Source organism: Spirosoma pomorum (assembly GCF_054776615.1).
The window spans coordinates 951,912-975,017 of sequence record NZ_BAAHBP010000001.1; the positions used below are offsets into that span (position 1 = coordinate 951,912).

Consider the following 23,106-nt stretch of genomic DNA (forward strand, 5'->3'; position numbering starts at 1 on the left):
TCACTCCTATGCACACCTTCACGGCACTACTCCAGCGCTTCGATGAGAAAGGCGAAAAAACTGGATGGACGTATATAACGCTTCCAACTGCTGTCAGTGACGCCATGAAACCAGGTCAGAAAACATCATATCGGGTCAAAGGCACGTTGGATAATTACGCGATAAAACAGGTCGCGCTGGTGCCCATGGGCGACGGGCAATTTATCATCGCCGTTAACGCCACCATGCGTCGGGGCATTCGCAAGGAAGTCGGCGCAACCGTTCAGGTCTCCCTCGATGTCGATACCGATCCATTTCCAATCTCCCCGGACTTGATCGCCTGTCTGGAAGACGAGCCAGCCGCGCTGAAATTTTTCAACACGCTAGCCAAGGGGCACCAGCAGTATTTCAGCAACTGGATCGAGAGTGCCAAAACCATCGACACCAAAACGAAACGCCTTACGCAGGCAGTAACGGGGTTAGCCCTGGGGCTGGGTTACGGTGAGATGATCCGGCATTTTAAGAAAGTACGAGCCTGATTGGCCAGTTAATTATAGTCACGTTGTGGGTAAACCCTTAAAAATAAGTACGTAATTCTAAAGAATTTGTAGACTTCCGACAAACCTTTCCCGTCAATCGTAGTAGCATCAATATGAACACTACTATTGAACAGCAACGCCTTGAACGGCAATGGGAGAAAATAGAGAATTGGTATCAGTGGGGACCTTATCTGAGTGACCGCCAGTGGGGTACCGTCCGGGAAGATTACAGCGCCGACGGCTCGGCCTGGGATTACCTGCCGCACGAGATGGCCCGCTCGCGAACGTACCGGTGGGGCGAGGATGGTCTGGCCGGCATTTCGGACGACACGCAAACCCTTTGCTTCGCGCTTGCCCTCTGGAACGGTAACGATCCGTACCTGAAAGAACGATTATTTGGCCTGACCAATGAGCAGGGCAACCACGGCGAGGACGTAAAGGAATTGTATTATTACCTCGACAACACGCCCACGCATAGTTATATGCGGATGCTGTACAAGTACCCGCAGAAGGCCTTTCCTTACCAGAAGTTAATCGACGAAAACAAACGTCGCTCGTTCAAGGATGGTGAATACGAACTGCTGGATACGGGGCTGTTCGATGACAATCGATATTTTGACGTCGTCATCGAATACGCGAAGGGTAGCCCTGATGACATCGCCATTCGGATAACAATTCATAACCGCGCCAGCGAAGCCGCGCCCCTGCACGTACTTCCAACGCTCTGGTTTCGTAATCGGTGGACATTTGGCCTCGAGCGCGATAAGCCCCGCATCGAGCGTATGGACAACAGCGCTGACGAGATCCATCACGTCCGGGCCATTCACCCTCGACTGGGTAATTACGTACTGAGCTTCCAGGCCCCCGAGCGCGTGTTGATGACGGAGAACGAAACCAACGAGCAGCGGGTGTTCGACCGGGAAAATAACAGTCCGTTCGTAAAAGATGCTTTTCACGAAGCCGTTACGTCCGGCAACTACGGCCCGTTCGATCAGCAACCCGACGGAACCAAGTGCGCGCCCCTGTATAGCTTCACCGTTGAAGCTGGGGCCTCCGTCGAGCTTCGTCTTCGACTACACCGCGAACTGGTAGACTCGCCCCTGACTGACGCCTTCGATGACCTGTTTGCGGAACGTCAGCAGGAGACGAACGATTTTTATGCCGCACTGACACCGGGCGCCACACCCGAAGACGCGCAGATCAAGCACCAGGCGTGGTCGGGTTTACTGTGGTCCAAACAGTACTATGACTACAACATCGGTGACTGGCTACGGGGGGATGCCGGGCAGCCGATGCCCCCACCCGAACGCTGGCACGGCCGTAACTCAGACTGGCAACACATCAATGCGCACCACATTCTGCTGATGCCCGATAAGTGGGAGTATCCTTGGTTTGCCGCTTGGGATCTGGCTTTCCACGCCACGGCACTGACCCCAGTCGATCTTCAATTCGCCAAAGAGCAGTTATATCTCCTGGCGGATCCTTCTTACCAGGCGGCCGACGGTCGGCTACCGGCTTACGAGTGGAACTTCTCGGACAATAACCCGCCCCTGCGCGGTGGCCTGTCGTGGCTATTCTATGACCAGGAGTTGAAGAGTACCGGCAAGCGTGACGTCGAATTTCTGCGCATCATGCAAAATAGATTACGGGCCAACTACGAATGGTGGACAACGCGGGCTGGTGGCAAAAGCAACAACCTGTTTCAGGGTGGATTTCTGGGTCTTGACAACGTTAGTCTATTCGACCGGAGCGAAGGGGTTCCGGGGGACGGTACGCTCGATCAGGCCGATGCTACCTCCTGGATGGCGACCTATACAGTGTACATGATGCGGATTGCGCTGGAACTGGCCCAGGACGACCCCGTTACGTACCAATCGCTGGCGGTCTACTATTTTGAGCGTTACATTCATATTGCCGATGCCCTCCAGGAAATTGCTACGCTTTGGATCAAAGGCGACGATGACGAAAGCAACAACGGTTTCTCGTACGATGTGCTCCACCTGCCCAATGGCGACAGTATTCCGTTAGCTATCCGCTCGATGGTGGGTCTATCGAATCTCTTTTGCGTTATGACAATGGATCAGGACAAGGCCCAGGCGCTTCCCACTTTCTACAAGCGCGTTCAGCAGTATTTGCAGGACAAGAAAGACGAAAAACCTTGTTACATTGTTGTTGAGGAAGACCCCGACAGAAACTGCATTCTCTTCTCGCTGTTGTCCTGCGATCAGCTGAAACGGTTGTCAACCTATATGTTCAACGAAGAGGAGTTGCTCGCGCCGGGCGGAATTCGCTCACTGTCGAAAGTGTACGAAACACCACTTGAGCAGGAACTGGCGGGCGAACAGTACGAAATCCATTACGTCCCCGGCGAGTCGGATTCGGGCATGTTCGGTGGCAACTCAAACTGGCGCGGCCCTGTCTGGCTACCCATGAATTTCATGATCGTCAGTGCACTGCGTGAATTCGGCAAATACTACGGCGATCAGGTGAAAGTCGAATTGCCCGTCGGCAGCGGCAACGAAGGAAACTTAACCCAGGCAGCCGATTTTCTGACGGATCATATCTGGAGTATTTTCCGACGCGACAAAAAAGGTTGTCGTCCTGCCCACGGCCCTTACGATCAGTACCGCGACGACCCGCACTTCAAAGACTTACTGCTGTTCTACGAACACTTCGACGGCGATACGTCCCGCGGCCTCGGTGCCAGTCACCAAACAGGTTGGTCGGCGCTGGTAGCGGTGTTGTAAATTAGAGGGAGGAAAGGGAGAATGGAGGAGAGGGATAAGGAAAATGCCTTTGGCTATTCTCCTTATCCCTCTCTTTTCATAAAACGAAGACATAGCCGGATCAATACGGCTAGTAAAATCCCTTATTGGCCTTTGATTGTTTATGAGCTAAACCATCGAACGATGCTATGGACCTTGAGAAAGTTTTTAGCTGGGTTACCCCGCTGACGCTGGGTGCACTATTGGGTATCTACTGGATATTGGACGGGCTGTCGCACACCGTCAACGGGACAAAGGCCGAACAGCGAGATTATGGCCTGTTGATTGTACTGGGGTTGCCGTTACTACTCGGCTGCGTTGGCGTTCATTTTCTGATTCGCCGATTGGCCAATCAGAACACGCTGTACGTCTGGATCATTGAGGCAATTCTGGTTGGAGCTGTAGCCGTTCTCCTTTCGCGGTCATAATGGCCATCCACAGAAAAGAAAACGTATTGCTCATTAGTGTCGTAGCAGGTATCTATTTTCTACCTGCTACGACATTAGCAATCGAAAAAGGGAACATTTCCTTTGCTCAGTTTTCCCTCTTCTCCCCTTCCTTCTAATCTATTGACTCCATTCGGTTGGGGTGCGATCCCAGCGGTGACCTTTCAGCTCGTGCAAGAGTTCGGGCGAAAGACCACGGCCATCACTAACCGCCGTATTGGCTTCCACGTTACGTAGCTGGCGCATACCAGGGATCGTCGTGTGCACATCCGGGTTACTCAGAATGAACCGCAGCGCCATTTCAGGCATGGTCATGCCGTCGGGAATGAGTGGTTTCAGGGCATCGGCATGTTCGACACTGCTATTCAGGTTTTCGGGTACGAAATACGTTGATCGCCAGTCCTCGGCGGGGAAGGTCGTTTCCTTCGTGAACGTACCGGTCAACGTACCCTCATCGAACGGTACGCGAGCAATAATACCCAGATTCAGTTCTTTACAAAGCGGGAAGAGACGGTCTTCCGGGTTCTGGTCGAAGATATTGTAAATAACCTGCACGGCGTCGATCATGCCCGTACGCAGTGTATTGAGAGAATTATCCGGCTCCCAGCGGTTGATGCTGATGCCCCAAGCCTGCACTTTTCCCTGTTCTGTCAGCCGGGTAATGGCTTCCTGCCATTCGTCCTGCTTCGCCCAGTTATCCTCCCAGACGTGAAACTGCATCAAATCGATTGTATCAACGCCCAGATTTTGCAGGCTCTTATCGACATACTCTACGATGTAATCGTTCGGAAATACATCCTCTAGTTTAAACTCGGGCTTCGACGGCCAGATGCGGTTTTTGGGAGGAATTTTAGTGGCTACGTATAGCTTCTTATCGGCGTTACGTTTCAGCAGTTCGCCCAGAATTCGTTCACTAAGTCCTTCACCGTAGCCCCAGGCCGTGTCGAAGAAATTGCAACCCCGCTCCACGGCGAGATCCAGTGCTTTGTCAACGGTTTCCCGCTCGGAGCCGGTCCAGCCCGCCAAGCCCCACATGCCATAACCAATTTCAGAAACGTCCCAGCCCGTCCGGCCGAATGTACGATAATTCATATATAAGGGTTTACTAATTTTTGTTCAACACAGAGGCACGGAGGTCACAGAGTTTTCGTTCTCCGTGCCTCTGTGTTGAACTTTTGTTGATTCAATCAAGACAACCATTGATTTTATGCACAATGCCATTTCGCATCGACTCTACGTTAAAGTTGATGAGCAAACCGAGTTTAAATTGCGCCATCCGCATGTAAGTCATTAGCTGTACTTCGTGAATCGGCAATAATGCCTGAACGGCTTTCAACTCCAGGACAATCATTTCTTCAACAACGATGTCCATGACAAATGTTTTACCAAGGACCTGTCCCTTATACAAAACTGGCAACTCGAGTTGGCGCTCTACGTAAAACCTTTCTCCTGCCATTCAAAAGCTAAGCATTCTTCGTAAATACTTTCCAGCAGCCCCGGCCCAAGCTCCCGATGAACTTCAATGCAAGCGCCAATAATGGCCCTGCTGAGCGTATTGTAGTTATTTTTCAGTCATGTCGGTGGGAAACAGGTCAAATTAGCGCGTTAGCACACACAAGTCAAATCCCCACCTGCACCTCTGCGTACTTTGTGCCTCTGTGTTTAATAAAGGAAATCTGTACTGGCACTTGCATACAATTGGTTATTTCTTAAGCTACATTATCTAACCGAAAAGTCGTTGTTTTGCAGCTATGAGAAACCTATTCATCGCTCTTTTACTCAGCGTATCGGCGTCGGCTTTCGGTCAGGCATCGGTGGCCTACTACCCATTCAACAACTTCGTTTCGGTCAGTAGTAACTCAGACCGACTTATTTGGGTAGATGCCCGGGTGCAAACCAACACAGTCTTCGCATCCCTGAGCACGACCATCTGCCCGTTGATTAACGTAGTCCGCAAGGAGCAAATCAACTACTATACGGGCCTCGGTGTACGGTTCAACCCGCTTAATGGTCTGGATAACCGCGACGTACTGGAAGGCTATTCACTCCAAGTCGGCGTTCGCGTCAAACCTATTCCGTTCGTGCCTAACCTACGTGTGGCGTTCGAAATTGCGCCGTACGCCCGGAAGGATTTTAAGCTCGGTAGTCTGCAATCCTTTTTAGGCATTGCCTATCAGTTCGGCAAAAAGAAACAGCCGTTGTAAGAAGACAGACTCCACAAAAAAGACGTAAGAAGCTAGAAGCGCATCCGCGAACTTCTAGCTTCTTACGTCTTTTTTCTTGTCTCCCTACGATCTACTTCTTCTCTGGCGCGTTGTAGGTGAACATACCATGCTCCAGTTTATCGGCCCGATCAAAGAGCTGTAGGGCTTTCTTATATGTGTCGTCCGCCCCGGAGATAACCTGGAAATATTCGTTGTTCAGCCCCCCTTTATTATTTTTCTGATAAACGTAGCGGGCCACCAGAGCCTTGATCTGCGTCCGGATGTACTCTTTCGAGCGATTGTACTCTTTCTGGTTGAAGGGAACACCTTCAGTGGCGGCTTCTTTCGTCAGCCGATTCATGAAGGCGTCGTCCAGCGTAACAGTTCGGTCGAACTCTGCAAACGGCAGCTTTTCTAACCGCTTCCGGTTGGCATTAGCGTATTCAACCGCATATTCCCGAATCAGGTTTTTGTTGAACAGCTTGATCAGATACGGTGTCTGCCAGCTCGAATCCCGCGGAATGAAATAATCCGGTGTGATACCTCCACCGCCATACACAACCCGTCCGCCGTCCGTTTTAAACTTCAGCTTCGGATCGTTCTTGATCGAGTCAGCAATGTAGTATTCACCCCGTTTCGAACGCTGCTCCATATCTTTCTCGTAGTCCCCCTCCTGACCCGGAATATAGGGTTTCTGAATACTCCGACCACTAGGCGTGTAATAGCGTGAGATCGTGAGCCGCAATTCGGAACCATCGCTCAGTTGAACCGGCATCTGCACTAGTCCTTTTCCGAATGAACGTCGACCCGCAATCAGTGCACGATCATGATCCTGTAAGGCACCTGCCACAATTTCTGATGCCGAGGCACTCCCCTCATCGACCAGCACAACCAACGGTCCTTCTTCGAACTGACCCGCAATGCGCGCGAACGTCTGCCGGTCGTATCGATTATCTTTCCCGTTGGTGTAGACCAGCAATTTGTTGCCCGAAATAAACTCATCGGCAATGCTGGTAGCGCGATCCATGTATCCGCCGGGGTTATTCCGCAGGTCCATCATCAATTGCTTCATTCCCTGACTTTTCAGCGACGCCAGCGCCGTTTTGAATTCGTCGTAGGTCGTTTCGGAGAAGCGGTTGACCTTAATGTATCCCGTCTGGTTATCGATCATATAAGCCGCGTCGATCGAATACGTTGGAATCCGGTCGCGCGTAACGGTGTATACTTTGGGTTGTTTGTCGCCCTTGCGCAGGATCGTCAGCTTGACTGGCGTTCCCCGCTTACCCCGCAGCGCTTTGTATACATCGCTGTTCTCGATCTTAGTACCAACCAGCGGCTTCTCATCAACTTTGATGATTTTGTCGCCACTCTGAATACCAACAGCTTCAGATGGCCCGCCGGACATAGGAGTCACCACGTAGACCGTATCTCTGTAGATATTGAACTCGACACCAATGCCATCAAAACCACCTTCCAGCTGCGAACGGGCCGCCACCGCATTTTGCGGATTCAGATAGGCGGTATGGGGATCAAGCTTATGAAGCATCTGTTCAATCGAGTAATCAACCAGTTCGTCGGTATTGACCGTATCGACGTAGTTGTTCTCGATTAGCTGCAGAATTTCCCGATACTTTGTGTAGCCTTTACCAATGGTATTCAGGCTTTTGGTGCCACCAAAGAACGTAGCGCCGATCAGCATGCCACCGGCCATAGTCAAGCCCAGCAACATGGGTAGGCGCACCGTTGATTTATTATTGCGAATATGCTCCCGGCTTCCTTTTGGGTTTACCGATTCGCCGTTTGTTTTCTGTTCGTCTTCCATATGGTGCCTACCTGCTTACAAGCGTTTCTATACCCCCTAAACGTTTGGAAGATAGCGAAATGTTTGCCCCGTTTCCGATCGTTTTCTAAAAAAATGTTAAAGCCTATTCTGCGGGTGGTAACATCTTCATTTTCTGCCGTTTCAGATAAAATGGGATCAGTTTCCGACTGAAAAATTTATAAACTGGTCGAGCGACTTAGGATTTCGGAGGGTATCCCGGCTAACCGCCAGTGACGGATCAACACCCGCCAGAATTTTTTTCACGGGTGTTTCGACCTTCTTCCCGCTGATCGTGTACGGAATCTCGTCGATGGCGTAGATCATATCCGGTACGTGTCTGGGGCTAAGCTGTTTTCTCAGGGTATCTTTAATTCGCTTAGTCAGTTCATCAGTCAACGTGGAATCGCTTCGCAACACCACGAACATGGGCATAAAATAACGTCCGCCGGGTTGCTCTAGTCCTACGATCAGACTATCGGCAATTTCGGGCAGACGTTCAATCGCGCTGTAAATGTCACTGGTTCCTATTCGTACGCCGTCGCGGTTGAGGGTGGCATCTGACCGGCCGTAGATGATGACTCCGTTACGTTCCGTGATTTCGATGTAATCGCCGTGCCACCAGATGCCGGGATATTTCTCGAAATAACTGGCAAAATAGCGCTGGTTACCCGCGTCGCCCCAGAAGTAAATGGGCATGGAGGGCATGGGTTCAAGAATGACCATTTCCCCCTGTTTGCCACGTACGGGATAGCCTTTATCGTCGTAGGCTTCCAGTTTGCACCCCAGCAGCCGACACTGGATCTCCCCTTCGTACACCGGTTGGAGTAGATTCCCTCCTACAAAACCGCTACAGATATCGGTTCCCCCACTGAAGGAGATCAGCCAAACGTCTGGTTTAATGGCTTCGTAAATCCAGCGGAAGCCCTCAGGAGGCAAGGGTGATCCAGTAGAGGCAATCGTCCGCAGATTATTCAATCTAAACTCACTCCCCAGTCGTTTCCCGTCGGCTGTCAAATCCGCTTCGGCACGCATGCAGGCTAAGTAATAGGCAGCTCCGCCCCCAAAATGATTGATGCGGGCATCTTCGGCCAGTTTCCAGAGCGTTTTCATGTTGGGGTACCCAACCGACCCGTCATAAAGCACCAACGTAGCCCCGACAAGCATGGAACCGAGCGCAAAATTCCACATCATCCAGCCCGTCGTCGAATACCAGAAATAACGCTCCCCCGCGCGAACATCCTGGTGCAGGGCCAGCGTTTTCAGGTGTTCAATCAGACAGCCACCAACACTGTGCGTAATTGCTTTGGGCTTGCCCGTCGTACCAGACGAATACAACACCCAGATCGGGTGGTTAAACGGAACCTGTTCGAACGTCAAACCATCAGGCGTGGGCGTTTCCAGGACCGAGGCCCATAACGTAGCCCGCTCCAGCCGACTGTCTGAATCGAGGTAAGGAACCCAGATAACCCGTTGTAAGGTAGGCAGGCTGATACGCAGTTCACGCATAGCCTCGGTTTTGTCAATTTCCTTCCCATTGTAGGTGTATCCGTCAGCCGCAATGAGAACCTTAGGCTCGATCTGCTGAAACCGGTCAACGACGCTGCTTGTACCAAAGTCGGGAGAGCAACTTGACCAGACAGCCCCGATGGCGTTTGTAGCCAAGAAGGCAATGACCGCTTCAGGAATATTGGGCAACACCGAAACAACCCGGTCACCCACACCAACGCCCTGCAGTTTCAGATAGGCCGCCACGGCGGCTACCTGTTTTTCCAGCTTACTCCAGGAAACGGTCGTCAGGCGGTGCCGCTCCGAGGAAAACAGAAGCGCGGGATGTTGTGTATTCTGATGCCGAAAGATGTGCTCGGCATAATTTACCGTAGCCCCAATAAACCACTCCGTTCCGATCATACTACGCGTGTCGGGCTGGAAGACAACCTGCCGATAATCGGTTTCGCTTTGTACATCGAAAAACTCCCAGATGCTGGCCCAAAAATCTTCCAGGTCCGTAACCGACCAGTCCCACAGATCATCGTAGTCCCGGAAGTACAGTCCCTTCTTCACAAAAAGCCAGTTGAAATACTGCTTCAGAATAGACTGATCGGCAGTCCGGCGGTCGGGTCTATAGAGGAGGTTTGGAAGGTTCTGCGTCATCTTGGAGTGGCGGGCTATGCATATGTTAGGCAGGTTAGCCCCATAGACAACGATTTTGTGCCAACTTCTCGCGTCTTTGGATTGTTTTTTCAACAAAATGCGTTGTGACCGGAGCAGACGTAGCATCGATTCTTGCAAAAGGAGTACCTTTGCATCCCTTTTGAACAGAAGACTCGGCTTATCGCTGATTATCAGCATATCAATTACACACAACAGTACGATTTACTGTATTTTTCCATGAATCAGGACTCAGAACAGAACCGCTCCGGTCGCCCCAATTCGCGCCGGGATAGCGAGAGTCGTTCCTTCGGCCGTCGGGATGACGCTCCACGCTTTAATCGATCTAACAACAGCTCGCAAAACGACCGGTCAGCAGGTAACGACCGACCACGTTTTAACCGCGACAATGACCGCAACGACCGCGGCAGCAACGACCGTAGTGGTAACGACCGGCCACGCTTCAACCGCGAAGGTGGTAACGACCGTGGCGAACGGCCGTCGTTTAACCGGGACCGGAATGATCGCGGAAATGACCGTAGTGGTAACGACCGTAGTGGTAGCGACCGCCCACGCTTTAACCGGGATGGTGGCAATGATCGGGATCGGAATGATCGCGGCAGCAACGACCGTGGTGGCAACGATCGGCCACGCTTTAACCGCGAAGGGGGCAATGACCGTAGCGAACGGCCGTCATTCAACCGCAGCAATAGCGACCGTAGTGGTAGCGAACGTAGTAACAATGACCGCCCCCGGTTCAACCGCGAAGGCGGCAGCGACCGTGGCGAACGGCCATCGTTCAATCGGGATCGGAATGATCGCGGAAATGACCGCAGTGGTAACGACCGGCCGCGCTTCAACCGCGAAGGGGGAAATGACCGCTACGAACGGCCGTCCTTTAACCGCAGCAATAACGACCGTAGTGGTAGCGACCGTAGTGGTAGCGACCGTTCTAACAATGATCGCCCCCGGTTCAACCGAGAAGGTGGCAGTGACCGTGGCGAACGGCCGTCGTTCAATCGGGATCGGACTAATGACCGTAGTGGCAACGATCGTCCACGCTTCAACCGTGAAGGAAGTGGCAGCGACCGTAGTGGCAGCGACCGCCCCCGGTTCGACAAGAATAATCGTTCTGACAAGCCCGCCTTCAAACGGGTAGGTGGCTTCCAGCGCGATGCTGACGAGCGCAACCGTGAAAACTGGAATGGTGCAGACCGGAACGAAACATCCCGTCGTGGCCGTCGGCAGGATGGACCCTTCGATCCAAGTGACCGCTTCACGAGCGAACAACGTAAAGATTCGGGCGAACGCCGGACTGGACAATATAAAAAAGCACCCAACTACGAACTGGAAATTGCGCGTAATCGGGATAAGCGAAACGACTATTCGAATCGTGGTGATTACAAACAGAATGATAGAGCTTCCCAGGAATCGGATTCGGTTCGTACCGACGAGCCAGGCCTGACGCGGCTTAATCGCTACATTGCCAACTCGGGCGTCTGCTCACGCCGGGAAGCGGATGAACTGATTGCTCAGGGCAACATCTCGGTAAACGGCAAAGTCGTGACCGAAATGGGCTATAAGGTAAAAGAAGGCGATACGGTACGATATGGCACCAAAGTACTGAACCCCGAGCGCTTCGTTTACGTCCTTCTCAACAAACCCAAAGATTACATCACCACGACAGATGATCCGGAAGAACGGAAAACTGTCATGGAACTGGTAGCCGATGCGGGCAACTTCCGGATGTATCCGGTTGGTCGTCTGGACCGCAACACCACGGGTTTATTGCTGCTGACCAACGATGGCGAATTGGCCGATAAGCTGACGCATCCGTCGTACAATGTTCGCAAGATTTACCAGGTAGAACTCGACAAGCCCATCACCGAAGAACACTTCGACGCGATTAAGCAGGGTCTTGAGCTGGAAGACGGCGAAATCAAACCCGACGCACTGAGCATCGTTACGCCCGACGCTTACGTCGTGGGCATCGAGATTCACTCGGGTCGCAATCGTATCGTTCGTCGTATTTTCGAACACCTCGGCTATGAAGTCACCAAGCTCGACCGCACGACGTACGCTGGTCTGACCAAGAAAGAGTTACCCCGCGGCAAGTGGCGTTTCCTGGAACCGAAAGAGGTTATCAAGCTCAAGTACCTTAATTAAAGAGTGAAATCGGACCGCCGAAGCGGAACGAAAGGGTGAAAGAGCGAAAATACATACAGTATAATCGCTCTTTCGTTCTTTCACTCTTTACCCTTATGAATCACCTGTTCCCCTATATCGAGCTGGCCTTACTGCATCCTGACGTTACGCTCAACGATCAGTACAGCGCGCTTGACGACGTAACGCAGCTAGGTATGGCGGGGCTGACAGTGGCACCGTTCTGGGTGAAAAAATTCCGGCAAGAACTGGGCGAAACCCATCCCTTCGTACTGGCTACGGTGGTGGGTTACCCCTATGGATACCAGCGTACAGAAGCAAAACAGACTGAGGTAGAATGGGCCCTGAAGGACGGCGCGAGTGAAATAGAGGTTGTGCTTAACACTTCGGCTCTGTTCTCTCCCTCGGCCGACTGGCTGAAGATTGAAGTCGCCAAACTGGTCAAGCTGGCGCACGCTCAGGAGAAACTACTGACTGTCATTCTGGAGTCGGCGCTGCTTACGTCTGATCAGCAAAGACACCTGATCAAACTTTCTACGGACGCCGGGGCTGATTTCATTAAAAACGCAACGGGAATTCGCAGCAATTCATTCTCACTGGAATCAACGCTACAGTTCCGGCAGGACGTACCAAAATCAGTTGGGGTCAAGCTCGTTGCCGACGGTGCTACACCGGACCAGCTTGACGCATTGATCGCTGCGGGTGTCGAGCGGCTGACGCTACGGTATCCCAGTCCGTTGCTGGATGAGTAGAGTAGAACAGAAAATAGCTAAAAGAGCAAAGACGTGAGAAGAAAAAGGTTGACAGGTACAGTCCTGTTTGTCTTTCTTCTTACGTCTTTGCTCTTTTTATTTTAAGCCTTTGCTACGGCTTCACCGTTAAATCGCGCGTCAGGGTAAAGTCTTTTTTCTGACGAATGTCATCCGATGAGGCACCTGCCATTACGGTAAAATCACCTTTTTCAACAACCCAGTTCATACTTGGATTATACAGCTTCAGGTCGTCGGCGGTCAGGGTGAACGTAACGAGTTTTTCTTCGCCCGCTTTCAGGTTCAGTCGCTCGAACTTTTTGAGTTGCTTCAATGGGCCAACGACCGAACTGGTTTTGTCATCTACGTATAGCTGAACCACTTCGTCACCGTCACGGCTACCAGTGTTTTTTACGGCCATCGTCACCGTAACCGCTACGTCGCTACCCGTTTCCGACACCGATACATTCAGATTACTGTAGTCAAATTTTGAATAGCTCAACCCGTAGCCAAACGGATAAAGCGGCTTGGTATCCATTTCGACGTAATCGTGACGCGACGGTTTTTTGTAGTTATAATAGACCGGCAGCTGCCCCGCTGATTTCGGTACGGAAATCGGTAACCGGCCAGCGGGGTTGTAATCACCGAAAAGAACATCGGCAATAGCGTTGCCTCCCTCCTGCCCCGGATACCAGGCATTAACGATAGCGGGCACATTGGCAGCCGCCCAATTTAAGTTCAGCGGGCGGCCTTCGATCAGAACAAGAACAACTGGTTTACCAGTCTGCATCACGGCTTTCAGCAGGTCCAGTTGCTTACCCAGCATATCCAGGCTGGCGCGGTCAAAGCCTTCGCCACTTTCCATATCACTTATGATGCCTTCACCCGCCTTTACCGTGGCCGCGCCCGTATTCTGGTACTCGGTCTTAAAATCGCGGGCGCTGGAGCCGCCCAGCACTACGACCGCTATGTCGGCCTGCTGAGCCGCCTGCACGGCTTCGGCAATGTTAACGGTCGTCGTATCACGAATAGCGCATCCTTTGACGTAGGTAATGTCAGCGGTGCGGCCCAGTTTATTTTTGATACCCTGTAATACTGTTACCACGTTGCCATCAGCCTGTGGAGCCGTATAGTCGCCGAGTTGGTTGTAGACATTGTCAGCGTTAGGACCGATAACAGCTATGCGCTTGGTTTGCTTGTTCAGCGGCAGCAGATTTCTGTCGTTTTTGAGCAAAATAACCGACTCCTGCGCCACACGCCGGGCCAGATTGACGTGGGCGGTGTTCCGTACGCCGGCCGTCGCTTTTTCGGGTGATACGTACGGATTTTCGAACAGCCCCAGCTGAAATTTCTGGCGCAGCACGTGGCTCACGGCCGTATCCAGCACGGCGGTTGATACCATACCCTGTTTGATTGCCTCCAGTAGCGGCTTACCAAAACCGTAGCCGCTCAGATCAGCATCTAGTCCGGCGTTGATGGCCTGTGCGGCCGCTTCAGCAGCAGTCGCTGCCGTGTGGTGATTACTACGCAGCCCCGAAATACTGCTCAGATCCGACACAGAGAAGCCCCGAAAACCCCATTCGTTACGTAAAATCGTCTTTAACAGGTACGGATTAGCCGTGCAGGGAACGCCATCGATTGAATTGTACGCCGTCATGATCGATAGGGCTCCGGCTTTTACAGCCGCCCGGAACGGGGGCAGATACACCTGCATCAGTTCACGGGGGCCGGTAGCGACACTTCCTCCGTTATGCCCCCCTTCGGGAACGCCATAAGCCGCGAAGTGTTTGAGTGTCGAAATGATGTTGACGCCACTTTTCAGCCCTTTACCTTGAAAGCCTGTTACCATAGCAACCCCCATCTGACTATTTAGAATCGGATCTTCGCCGTAGGTTTCCTCTACCCGCGACCAGCGGGGTTCGCGCGCCAGATCAAGTACGGGCCCGTAGCCCGCATGAGCCCCCTGCAAGCGCGCTTCCTGCGCGATGACAGTTGCCATCTCGTTAATTAAAGCCGGATTCCAGGTACTCCCCTGACCCAGCGCTGTTGGAAAAACGGTTGTGCCAATAGCCATGTGCCCGTGTGGGCACTCTTCGGACAACAGCATAGGAATACCCAACCGCGTGTTCTCGATAACGTACTTCTGAAGGGCATTGGTCGCTTGGGCGGCCAGGGCTGGATTTAACCCGGTTTTCAGAGTTTTCTGCGTCCAGGGGTCCGCCCGTAGCGTTGCCCAGAGCATACCAATGTGTTCGTCGTTGACCGCCTTCTTGAATTTGTCGCTAACCGATACGTTATCACCCTGCTTCTGGTACATTTCCCAGCCCAGCAGCGTGGACAACTGACCGACTTTCTCTTCGGTCGTCATTCGCTTCAGCAGATCCTGCACTCGTTCATCAACCGGGGCAGTCGCATTCTTGTACAAAGGAGTGGCTGACTTCTGTGCGTTAACGGCAGGCGAAAACAAAGCCAAGCCAATAGCCAGCGTCAATAATTTACGGGTCGGTAATGCATTCATCCCGAATGATACGCAGAAAAATAATCTGATCGTCCGCGCCAGCCGCAGAAATGAGCTATATTTTAATAAATTTTAAAATATTCAAACCAGATATGATCTGAAGATCAAGGCTTACGCCGGATCGTGATTCAACTTTGAAGTACGCTTCGTTTCACTCATGAAAACGTACACCAGCAGCGAGGAAGCGATGGCCGCCGTGATATACCAGTAGAAGTACGATTCATGTCCCTCATTTTTGAACCAGAGCGCAATATATTCGGCGGTGCCGCCAAACACGGCCACGGCCAGCGCGTAGGGCAACCCAACTCCGAGCGCACGTACCTCGGCTGGAAAGAGTTCTGCTTTGACAACCGCGTTGATGCTGGTATAACCACTCACGATAATAAGAGCCGCCAGCAGAATAAAAAAGGCTTCCCACTGGCCCGACGCGTGGCTCAACGCTGTAAGCAGCGGCACCGTCCCCAGCGTACCCAATATGCCAAAGCCCAGCAGCAGCGGGCGACGACCGATTTTATCGGACAACAAACCAAATAACGGCTGTATGCTGGCAAAGATCAGCAGCGATAGGAACGACACCAGGGTCGACTGGCCTTTGGTTAGATGGACTGTATTGACCAGAAACTTCTGCATGTAAGTTGTGTACGTATAAAACGCCAGTGTCCCGCCCGCCGTTAATCCGACTACGGTCAGGAGGGCTTTAGGATGTTGCGCCAACTTGTTTAGCGTACCCTTTTCCTTTTTAGCTTGCTGCGCTTCAAAGGCATGCGTTTCGTCCAGATGCTGACGTAGGTAAAGCGCTACCACCGACAACAGGGCGCCGATTACAAACGGAATTCGCCAGCCCCAGGCGTGTAGCTCCTCCTCGGTCAGCAGCAGTTTTTGTAGAATCAGCTGAATCCCCAGGGCAATCAGCTGCCCGCCAATCAGCGTAACGTACTGAAAACTCGAATAAAATCCGCGTCGGTCGGGCGTAGCCATTTCGCTTAGGTACGTTGCCGACACGCCGTATTCACCCCCGACGCTCAGCCCTTGCAGCAGTCGCGCCAGAAGCAGCAAGATTGGAGCCGCAATCCCGATCGTCTGGTACGTTGGCGTCAGGGCAATCAGCAACGATCCCAGCGACATCAGTAGGACCGACAGTGTCATGGACCGTTTACGCCCAATCTGGTCGGCAATCCGCCCGAACACCCACCCACCGATGGGACGCATCAGAAAGCCCAGCGCGAAGATACCCGCTGTGTTCAGTAGCTGCGCCGTGGCATTGCCCGTCGGAAAAAAGGACGCCGAGAAGTAGAGCGAGAAGGCCGAGTAGGCATACCAGTCGTACCACTCAACCAGATTGCCCACCGAACCGCCCAGAATGGCCTTCAACCGGCGGGGTGATATAGTCGTATTCATGCCGAATGATACGGAGAAAATTAGAATGGATAGGATTATAGGATTAACAAGTTTTGGGATACTTCTAATCCTGTGATCCTATCCATTCCAAAAACAGTAGAATCCGGCGCTTCTGCTATTTTCGTGGCATCCACAATATCATTATCCTTTCATGCAGCCGGGCTTAATTGTTCTGTTCCTTCTCTTTACGACTCCTCTTCTTGCCCAGGATTCCCTTTATCAGCATTTCGACGTTGACAGCGTTGCTCAACCCCGCGGTGGCCTCCCTTTTCTGAATATGTTTTTGCAGGCTAACCTGCGAAAACCAGTACCCGCACAAGCCATCGGGAAAGCGGTTCGAACGACCGTAACGGGTATTGTCGAAGTAGATGGCCGTGTTACCAGCGTAACCGCTATTCCCAGCGCGTCGCCTGATATGGACAAGGAAGCGGTTCGGGTGTTCAGTCTTTTCAACGCTTGGCAGCCTGCCCAAAAGAACGGCATAGCGGTTCGGCAGTCCGTTACGTTCCCCGTCATTTTCAAAGCAAATGATCCTTTTGTCTACCGGGATGGTGTTAAGATCGATTATTTCGACGCCTACCGAAATCCCGTACCCGAAGGCAATGATCAGATTCGCTACAAGCAGATGACACCCATGACGACAGACGGCATTCCAACGGGTGACATTCTTTTGTTTGAAAAGAAAAAGGGGATTTTCCAGCAGATAACGCGGATTCCTTTTGTCCGAATTGTAGAAGCTAACAGGACGGGCACAGATGCCACTGTGAATGTTGGTTACAAGACGTCCGAGCAAAATTGGTACGGACCTCGCTACATAATGAATCTGAGTGGAGACCGCTTTCGCTACGCTTATTATAGAGACGGACGACCAACGGGCCAGTGTATTACGTATTACCTTAATGGCGTAGTTCAGGACGTAGGGGAGCCAGAAAAAGAAACACAATCGGTACTAACCTGGTACCCCAATGGACAACTTAAACAAATCTGGACTGGTAATAAAAGTGATCCTCCTCTTTATTTTCTCTCGACTAAAGTAGACGCTTTCTGGAGCGAAGAGGGCAAAAAACTAGTTGATAACGGGAAAGGAATAGCATATTACGACTACTTGGTTCAATCACTAAAAGACTCTTCCAAAACGGTAACGCTACGGGAGGAAGGACGCTACGAAAACGGGCGGAGACACGGACACTGGGTTAGCCGCTATTCGGATGACTCCTATTACGTTGACGAAACGTTTAACAAAGGGCAATTCAGACGTGGCAAAGCGAAACAGGTTGGGGAAGATACCATTACGTATACGATTGGGGGGCAAATAGCTAAATTTGATTATGGTCAAACGACGCTAGGTCAGTTTCTGGCACTTGAGACACAATACCCAACGGAGGCACGTAAGGACCGGGCAGAGGGTAAAGTGTTTGTGAATTTTACAATCTGCGAAGACGGGACGCTGTGTGATTACGAGATAACTAAGAGCGTTCATCCCGCTCTCGACCAGGAAGCGCTGCGTGTCGTCAAGGCAACGAGTGGTTATTGGAAACCGGCAATCCGGCGCGGCAAAAAAGTCCGAACTGGTTTTAGTCTGCCCATCGAATTTTTCTACGTCACCAAGCGCTTCAATTAATCTGCCTTTTGTATGTTCGTATCCACTCTATATCATATCAACCTTTCATGAAATCCGCTTTACTCCTTCTACTAGTATTCGTTAGCGCTTCTCTTTTTGCTCAGCAACCCATTTATCAGCAGTTTGAGGTAGATAGTACTGCCCAGCCGCGCGGGGGAATGGCTTATTTACAACTGTTTCTGCAAACCAATCTGCGCAAACCCATTGCCGCGCAGGCTGCTGGCAAAGCGATCCGGACTACTGTAACAGGCATCATCGAGCCTGATGGCCGGATAACCGACGTGAAAGCCATCCCCAGTAACTCACCCGATGCCGATCGGGAAGCTGTTCGGGTGTTTAGTCTGTTTAATGCCTGGCAGCCGGCCCAGAAAGGCGGGGAGCGGGTTCGTCAATCCATCAACTTCCCGGTGATGTTCAAGGCGAACGAGCCGTTCGAGTACGTCGGAGGCACGCGGATCGATTATTTCGACAACAAGCACAAACCTGTGCCGGAAAAAGATGATAAGGCTCGCTACAAACAGCTTACCCCATTAGATTCAACAGGATTGCCTACCGGCGATATCGTTGTCTTCGATAAAAAGGCAGACGGAAAAGAAACGATACGCGTGCCATTTGTTCAAAGATTAGCGCATCAGGAGGCCTGGGGAGAAGCCGTCAACCTTTGGGGCTATCAAACGAGTGAACAGACCTGGTTTGGCACGCAGTACGCGATTAGTATGCAGAGGAAACGAGTAAGCCAAACCCTCTTTCAGGACGGCCGGCCTACCGGGCAACGTACCGTTTATCACGCGAACGGAGCTGTTGACTATCAGTCCGATGAAAAAGATAAGGAAACCCTATCACTGATTGCCTGGTATCCGAACGGGCAGCTTAAACAAGTCTGGACCGCCAACAAAAACGGGCCGCTGGATATCAGCAATCCAAAAACTGTAACCGTGTATTGGACTGTTGACGGGAAGCAACAAGTGAAAGACGGGAACGGTCGGGCTCAGTACAGGAATCAAGTTCGTTCGTTACGGGACTCCACTCAGTTCGTTGCATTTGAGGAAGAGGGTCGATACGAGAATGGTGTAAAACAGGGAATCTGGACGGGACGCTATTCGGACAACTCCTACTCCTTCACAGAGACGTTCGACAAAGGTGTTTGCCTGGGAGGTAAATCAAGACCGTTTAATGGGGACTCAACTACGTATACGGTTCGGGAAATGGCCCCCGAGTTCGAGGGTGGGATGCAGGGGCTGGGTAACTTTCTAAACAGCAATTTGCGCTATCCAGCTTCAGCCCAAAGAGATGGTGCTCAGGGTCGTGTCTTCGTCAGTTTCGTCGTTTGCGAAGATGGGTCCTTGTGCGACTACGAAGTCCTGAAAGGCGTTCATCCAGCCATAGATGAAGAAGCTCTGCGTGTGACTAAAGCGATGAGCGGTCGTTGGAAACCAGGTATTCAGCGTGGTAAGAAGGTCCGAGTCAAATACAATATGCCTATCAACTTCCATTTATGACGTGGGAAACAAGTTGCGATTGATAAAAAGCCGTGGTTCGCTTCGTAAATTTGCGGGATAACCCCCGCGGAAATGTCGCTTAAGCAGGTACCTCTCCATCACATTCATCAGCAATTGGGCGCGAAGATCGTGCCGTTTGCGGGCTTCGAGATGCCCGTTCGTTACTCATCCGATCTGGAAGAACATAACACCGTGCGCAATGGCGTCGGTATTTTCGACGTGTCGCACATGGGCGAGTTCATGCTCAAAGGTCCCGATGCACTAGCCCTGATTCAACGCGTATCGGCTAACGACGCCAGCACGCTCTTCGACGGCAAAGTGCAGTACAGCTACCTACCCAATGGGCGGGGTGGTATCGTTGATGATCTGCTGGTGTATCGGCTCGGCGAGCAGGAGTACATGCTCGTCGTCAACGCGTCGAACATCGATAAGGACTGGGACTGGATCAGCCAGCACATTTCTGCCGATGCTGACCTGGACATGGTAAACATATCGGCCGATATGTGCCTGTTTGCCGTACAGGGCCCCATGGCGGCTAAAGCGCTCGAATCGCTGACACCTGCTAAGCTCGACTCGATGGGTTATTATACCTTCGAGAAAACCGATTTTGCTGGGTACGCCAACGTCATCGTTTCGGCTACGGGCTATACCGGCGCGGGCGGCTTTGAGATTTACGTATCGAACGAGCAGGCCGAGGGCGTCTGGAACGCGATCATGAAAGCCGGTGAGCCTTATGGTATCAAGCCGATCGGGCTGGGCGCGCGCGATACGCTGCGGCTCGAAATGGGCTACAACCTCTACGGCAACGATATCACTGACGAAACATCGCCCATCGAAGCAGGGCTCGGCTGGGTAACCAAATTCACGCACGATTTCATCGACGCCGACGTACTGAAGAAGCAAAAAGAGCAGGGCGTCCCAAAAAAACTGGTTGGTTTTGAAATGATCGACCGGGGTATTCCACGGGGTCATTACGAACTGGCCGATGCCGATGGCAACACTATTGGTGAGGTAACCTCCGGTGCGCAGTCGCCTACGCTGGGCAAAGGTATTGGCCTGGGTTACGTACCAGCAGCGACCAGCAAACCCGGCACTGAAATTTTCGTCAAAGTCCGCGATCGGCTGCTCAAGGCGCAGGTTATTAAACTCCCCTTCGTAAAAAAATAATTCTGTCTGCGGCTGGTATCTGTCTGACACCAGCCGCAGATCAATCCCATGAAACAAATTGACGTTTGTCTGACCCCAGAACTGCTGCACCTGCACAACATGGAGAATACCATTGTTGTCGTTGCCGATGTGTTCCGGGCTACCTCCTGCATGGTTACGGCCTTTGCCTACGGAGTAAACACGATTATTCCCGTTGCGACGGTTGAGGAATGCCAGGCGTGGCGGGAACGCGGTTATCTGGCCGCGGCCGAACGTAACGCTAAAAAGGTCGAAGGGTTCGAACTGGACAACTCGCCTTTTACGTACATGGACGATCAGATCCGGGGCGCTAACATCGCCATGACGACCACCAACGGAACGCTGGCGCTCACCCGCTCACGAGCCGCCGTGAAAGTATTAGTGGGCTCGTTCCTGAACCTGGACGCCATTGCCCGCTACCTTCAGAGTGAGCCGTACGACGTCATGGTGCTTTGCGCGGGCTGGAAAGGCCGGGTCAACCTAGAAGACACACTCTACGCCGGAGCGCTGGTTGATCGGCTGAAAGACAGTTACGCCATGGCTGAAGATAGCGCCATTATGGCGTGGCGGCTGTACGTACAGGGTAAGGACAACCTCCCCTCGTACCTGGCGAATTCATCGCACATTCGCCGATTACAACGTCTTGGTATTCAGAAAGATATTACGTATTGCCTCCAGCACGACCTCTACGATGTCGTTCCTGTTTTGCGAGGTAATGCGCTGGTAAGCATGGAGGTTTAATCCATCTTTGCAACAACGCACCGATAAGCGCCTGAACATTGATTCAGGCGCTTATTTTGTTTTACACCGGTACTCTTTCCACTAATTCGTTAACAAAGGGAGCTGTTTGAGGTTAAAATGAGATTAAAACTAATTACTCAATCTCATGAAAAACTCCCGACTTCTCTTCGGCGCGGCACTCCTGCTGAGCCTGACGGGCCTTACCAGTTGCAGACCGGAAGTAACTGAGCCAGACGTCGAAACGCCTTCATTTCGCACCGAAACCGTCTTGACGGGCTATGGTATTATCTGGGGTATGGATTTTCTGCCCAACGGTGATTTACTTTTCACCGAAAAATCAGGCAAGCTCCGTCGCTTTTCGAACGGGACTGCGACAGAAATCACCGGTCTGCCATCGGATATTGACACCCGGAGCCAGGGCGGGTTACTTGATCTGCGCGTCCATCCACAGTATGCAGCCAACGGCTGGGTATATGCTTCCTACGCGGGTTCGGTGTCCGGTAGTTCGGCTACGCGGTTGAACTTAATTCGCTTTAAAATCAGCAACACGCAGATCACTAACCTGGAAACAATTTTCCAGACGGCCGCGACCAATACTTGGCAGGGTCACTACGGTAGCCGGATTGAATTCGACAACAGCGGGTTTCTGTACCTGAGTGTGGGCGAGGGTGGCGGACAAACGCTCGGTGGCGAATCATCACCGAATAAAAACGCGCAGGACGTAACAACGGGTTGGGGTAAGGTTCACCGCATGACCGATTCAGGTCAGGTCCCATCCGATAACCCGGTGCTAGCGGGTCAGTCGGGTCCAACGACGATTTACTCCTATGGCCACCGGAATCCGCAGGGCTTAGCAATTAACCCCGCCACCAACGAATTGTGGGAAACGGAACATGGCCCTCGCGGGGGAGATGAAATTAACATTGTGCAGCGTGGAGCCAACTATGGCTGGCCGCTCGTCTCGAACGGTATCAACTACGACGGATCAACCATATCGGCTAGCCCGACGCGCGACGGAATTCAGGCACCGCTTTTCACCTGGACACCGTCCATCGGCACCAGTGGCCTGGCGTTTATCACGAGTGATAATTTCGGTAGCTGGAAAGGCAGTCTGGCAACGGGCGCATTAGCCTCGGAGTATTTGAGCATCTGCCAGCTTAACAACAATCAGGTTGTCAGCGAAGCAAGGTTGTTACAAGGCGAAGGGCGCGTTCGGAACGTAAAACAGGGGCCCAACGGTAACCTGTACGTTTCCATCGAGAGCCCCGGCCGGATTATTCAGGTCATTCCTGAATAACTGCTCTCATTGCTGATCGCGTGATCGCCGGA

16 protein-coding genes and 1 pseudogene are annotated in these 23,106 nt (G+C 52.1%); 11 read left to right on the top strand and 6 right to left on the bottom strand.

The window, feature by feature from the left end; genetic code table 11:
* Positions 1-8 precede the first annotated feature (8 nt).
* The 3 genes from ACYVAD_RS03985 to ACYVAD_RS03995 all read left to right on the top strand — a co-directional run bounded on the left by ACYVAD_RS03985 (position 9) and on the right by ACYVAD_RS03995 (position 3,711).
* Positions 9-518 (top strand): DUF1905 domain-containing protein, encoded by a 510-nt coding sequence (locus ACYVAD_RS03985; protein ID WP_461138162.1) that lies wholly within the window; start codon positions 9-11, stop codon positions 516-518.
* A 113-nt stretch (positions 519-631) separates the two neighbouring features.
* Entirely contained in the window at positions 632-3,265 is a 2,634-nt protein-coding gene (locus ACYVAD_RS03990; protein ID WP_461138163.1) for a glucosidase family protein, read from the top strand.
* A gap of 167 nt (positions 3,266-3,432) precedes the next feature.
* Positions 3,433-3,711, top strand: coding sequence for a hypothetical protein (locus tag ACYVAD_RS03995; protein ID WP_461138164.1), 279 nt, complete (start codon positions 3,433-3,435; stop codon positions 3,709-3,711).
* 138 nt (positions 3,712-3,849) lie between these two features.
* Here ACYVAD_RS03995 and ACYVAD_RS04000 read toward each other — a convergent pair whose 3' ends face one another.
* Positions 3,850-4,821, bottom strand: coding sequence for an aldo/keto reductase (locus ACYVAD_RS04000; RefSeq protein WP_461138165.1), 972 nt, complete (start codon positions 4,819-4,821; stop codon positions 3,850-3,852).
* 91 nt (positions 4,822-4,912) lie between these two features.
* Positions 4,913-5,301, bottom strand: a pseudogene (locus tag ACYVAD_RS04005) (GxxExxY protein).
* A gap of 179 nt (positions 5,302-5,480) precedes the next feature.
* Here ACYVAD_RS04005 and ACYVAD_RS04010 point away from each other — a divergent pair.
* On the top strand, positions 5,481-5,933 hold the full coding sequence (locus ACYVAD_RS04010) for a hypothetical protein (protein WP_461138166.1): 453 nt from the start codon (positions 5,481-5,483) through the stop codon (positions 5,931-5,933).
* A 91-nt stretch (positions 5,934-6,024) separates the two neighbouring features.
* Here ACYVAD_RS04010 and ACYVAD_RS04015 read toward each other — a convergent pair whose 3' ends face one another.
* Both ACYVAD_RS04015 and ACYVAD_RS04020 read right to left on the bottom strand, forming a co-directional pair.
* Positions 6,025-7,755 carry a S41 family peptidase gene (locus ACYVAD_RS04015; protein ID WP_461138167.1) on the bottom strand — a complete coding sequence of 577 codons (1,731 nt, stop codon included), beginning with the start codon at positions 7,753-7,755 and terminating at the stop codon, positions 6,025-6,027.
* A 156-nt stretch (positions 7,756-7,911) separates the two neighbouring features.
* Positions 7,912-9,906 (bottom strand): acetoacetate--CoA ligase, encoded by a 1,995-nt coding sequence (locus tag ACYVAD_RS04020; protein ID WP_461138168.1) that lies wholly within the window; start codon positions 9,904-9,906, stop codon positions 7,912-7,914.
* 237 nt (positions 9,907-10,143) lie between these two features.
* Between ACYVAD_RS04020 and ACYVAD_RS04025 the strand changes: the two genes are divergently transcribed.
* Entirely contained in the window at positions 10,144-12,069 is a 1,926-nt protein-coding gene (locus ACYVAD_RS04025) for a pseudouridine synthase (RefSeq protein WP_461138169.1), read from the top strand.
* A gap of 95 nt (positions 12,070-12,164) precedes the next feature.
* Complete coding sequence (locus ACYVAD_RS04030) at positions 12,165-12,818, top strand: deoxyribose-phosphate aldolase (protein ID WP_461138170.1); 654 nt, start codon at positions 12,165-12,167, stop codon at positions 12,816-12,818.
* A gap of 112 nt (positions 12,819-12,930) precedes the next feature.
* Here ACYVAD_RS04030 and ACYVAD_RS04035 read toward each other — a convergent pair whose 3' ends face one another.
* Entirely contained in the window at positions 12,931-15,333 is a 2,403-nt protein-coding gene (locus ACYVAD_RS04035) for a glycoside hydrolase family 3 N-terminal domain-containing protein (protein ID WP_461138171.1), read from the bottom strand.
* A 111-nt stretch (positions 15,334-15,444) separates the two neighbouring features.
* A complete protein-coding gene (locus ACYVAD_RS04040; RefSeq protein WP_461138172.1) occupies positions 15,445-16,731 on the bottom strand; it encodes an MFS transporter in 1,287 nt (428 codons plus the stop codon).
* 151 nt (positions 16,732-16,882) lie between these two features.
* Between ACYVAD_RS04040 and ACYVAD_RS04045 the strand changes: the two genes are divergently transcribed.
* The 5 genes from ACYVAD_RS04045 (at position 16,883) to ACYVAD_RS04065 (ending at position 23,074) form a co-directional block, all read left to right on the top strand.
* A complete protein-coding gene (locus tag ACYVAD_RS04045; protein ID WP_461138173.1) occupies positions 16,883-18,352 on the top strand; it encodes a TonB family protein in 1,470 nt (489 codons plus the stop codon).
* Positions 18,353-18,399: 47 nt separating this feature from the next.
* On the top strand, positions 18,400-19,851 hold the full coding sequence (locus ACYVAD_RS04050) for a TonB family protein (protein ID WP_461138174.1): 1,452 nt from the start codon (positions 18,400-18,402) through the stop codon (positions 19,849-19,851).
* A gap of 72 nt (positions 19,852-19,923) precedes the next feature.
* Entirely contained in the window at positions 19,924-21,018 is a 1,095-nt protein-coding gene (gcvT, locus tag ACYVAD_RS04055; protein WP_461138175.1) for a glycine cleavage system aminomethyltransferase GcvT, read from the top strand.
* A gap of 48 nt (positions 21,019-21,066) precedes the next feature.
* Entirely contained in the window at positions 21,067-21,777 is a 711-nt protein-coding gene (locus ACYVAD_RS04060) for a 2-phosphosulfolactate phosphatase (RefSeq protein ID WP_461138176.1), read from the top strand.
* A 145-nt stretch (positions 21,778-21,922) separates the two neighbouring features.
* Positions 21,923-23,074 (top strand): PQQ-dependent sugar dehydrogenase, encoded by a 1,152-nt coding sequence (locus tag ACYVAD_RS04065; protein ID WP_461138177.1) that lies wholly within the window; start codon positions 21,923-21,925, stop codon positions 23,072-23,074.
* The last annotated feature ends 32 nt before the right edge of the window (positions 23,075-23,106 follow it).